Here is a 1,470-nt window from a genome sequence, read left to right as displayed (position 1 = left end):
CTCTAATAACACCGTCTCTCTCTAAAAAAGCTCCCATTTTTTCATTGATTTTTTATAAAATCTATTATATATTAATTACAGGTTCAAATTACAAGTTCAAAAGAACTTGTAATAAGACCCTTTTGTTTAATGGGTTTTACATATTTTCATTAGGCAAATTCCGAGAAATCGTATGATAAAACTAAAAATGATGAGGAGAGGATCAGATGGAATTCGAATTTTTCTTTCAAATTGCACTTATTTTATTAAGTACAAAGCTTGCTGGTGATCTTAGTGTTAGATTAGGTCAACCTTCTGTACTAGGTAAATTAATTGTCGGTATCGTTATCGGTCCAGCTGTATTAGGCTGGATTGAAAATTCAGAGCTTCTAACTCAATTAAGTAATGTCGGGGTTATTCTTCTAATGTTTATGGCTGGACTTGAAACAGACTTAGAAGAATTAAACGCCAATCGTAATTCTTCTTTAGCAGTTGCACTCGGAGGTATTATTCTTCCATTCGTAGGTGGTTACGTTTCCGGCCTTGTTATGGGAATGGAACAAGGAAACGCTGTATTCTTAGGATTACTTCTATGTGCGACAAGTGTTAGTATTTCCGTACAAACACTTCGTGATTTAGGTAAAATGAAAACACGTGAAAGTACGACGATGCTTGGAGCCGCTGTATTTGATGATATTCTTGTTGTTATTTTATTAGCATTCGCAATGAGCTTCTTAGGCACTGATGATGTTAACTTAACAATGGTTATCTTGAAGAAAGTAGTATTCTTCGCTTCTATTATTTTAATCGGATGGAAAGGTGTTCCAGCAATTATGCGTTGGTTGTCACCACTGCGCGTATCTGAGTCTATCGTGAGCGCAGCTCTTATCATCTGTTTCTCATTCGCATATTTCGGCGAACTATTAGGAATTGCTGGTATTATCGGTGCTTTCGCTGCTGGTATTGCAATTTCTCAAACAAACTACAAACATGAAGTAGAAAAGAAAGTAGAACCAATTGCTTACGCTATGTTCGTTCCGGTATTCTTCGTTAGTATCGGTATGAATATTACATTTGACGGTATTGGCAATCAAATTTGGTTCATCTTAGCATTAACAGTAATCGCTGTATTAACGAAACTAATTGGTTGTGGTGTTGGTGCACGCATGACTGGATTTGATGCTAAGTCTTCTGCAATTATCGGTTCTGGTATGGTTTCTCGTGGTGAAGTTGCACTTATCATTGCAGGAACAGGACTTTCTTCAGGTCTATTGGCACAAGATTACTTTACAGCAATCGTTATTGTCGTTATTTTAACTACAATGATTACACCACCAATGTTAAAATACACTTTTGGTGCAAAAGATAAAGCAATGAAAGCAAGTAAATAAGTTTACTATAATAAAAGGAGATTGCTATTTTATAAGATAGCAATCTCCTTTTTGTTTTATCTTTAAACAATCTCGTTCTTTTTTAACCATTTTTCAAAAA

Annotated in this window: 1 protein-coding gene; it reads left to right on the top strand. The window is 35.1% G+C overall.

Annotation, left to right across the window (positions count from 1 at the left end; genetic code table 11):
* The first annotated feature begins 206 nt into the window (after window positions 1–206).
* Entirely contained in the window at window positions 207–1,370 is a 1,164-nt protein-coding gene (locus ABWK52_RS27405) for a cation:proton antiporter (protein ID WP_000393905.1), read from the top strand.
* Window positions 1,371–1,470 lie beyond the last annotated feature (100 nt).

It is taken from the genome of Bacillus sp. AP50 (genome assembly GCF_040492675.1).
GTDB classification, from domain to species: Bacteria; Bacillota; Bacilli; order Bacillales; family Bacillaceae_G; genus Bacillus_A; species Bacillus_A cereus.
The sequence above is the reverse complement of the archived record's forward strand: the minus strand, read 5'-3'. Positions and strand labels throughout refer to the sequence as shown.